Below are 653 nucleotides of genomic sequence, written 5' to 3'. Positions count from 1 at the left end.
TTGGTAAGCACGTCGTCATTGATCATGGCACAGGCGTTGTGATTGGTGAAACATCAGTGATTGCGGACAATGTATTAATCTATCATGGTGTCACATTAGGTGGGACTGGAAACGAGCGCGGTGAAAAAAGACATCCTACCATTTGTAGTGGCGCAATGCTTGCTGCAGGATCCAAAGTATTAGGGGATATTAAAGTAGGCGCATACAGCAAAATAGGCGCGAATGCAGTCGTCTTAAAAGACGTGCCTGACTTTGCGACTGCTGTAGGCATACCGGCTAGAATCATTAAAAATGAAAATTCAACAGAAGAAGTATGTAGTTTATATCATAAGAACGGTCAAAAAAAACATAAGTGAATTGAATAAAATCACTTATGTTTTTTATTTTATACATCTTTAAATAAATCAGTTGATAAATATCGTTCAGCATTGGATGGGGATACGGTAAGAATGGTTGCTTCTTTATTAAGTTGCTTTGCGACTTTTAAAGCTGCTTTAACATTCGCGCCTGTTGAGATGCCTGCAAAGATGCCTTCTTCTTTCGCAAGGGTTCTTGCCATTTCAAACGCTTCTTCGTTAGTGATGGTAATGACTTCATCGTAGATGGATTGATCTAAGATAGAAGGGATAAACCCTGCGCCAATGCCTTGAATT

Annotated in this window: 2 protein-coding genes; one reads left to right on the top strand and one right to left on the bottom strand. The window is 39.5% G+C overall.

Annotated features, from left to right (window positions below):
- On the top strand, window positions 1–356 hold a 356-nt coding region (locus ABCO64_RS10480), incomplete at its 5' end, for a serine O-acetyltransferase (protein WP_343089426.1).
- A 29-nt stretch (window positions 357–385) separates the two neighbouring features.
- Here the strand turns inward: ABCO64_RS10480 and ABCO64_RS10475 are convergent.
- Window positions 386–653 (bottom strand): pyridoxal-phosphate dependent enzyme (locus ABCO64_RS10475; RefSeq protein ID WP_343089425.1); only part of this gene is annotated, 268 nt, incomplete at its 5' end.

Origin of the sequence: Methanocalculus natronophilus, assembly GCF_038751955.1 — an archaeon.
GTDB lineage: Archaea > Halobacteriota > Methanomicrobia > Methanomicrobiales > Methanocorpusculaceae > Methanocalculus > Methanocalculus natronophilus.
The sequence above is the reverse complement of the archived record's forward strand: the minus strand, read 5'-3'. Positions and strand labels throughout refer to the sequence as shown.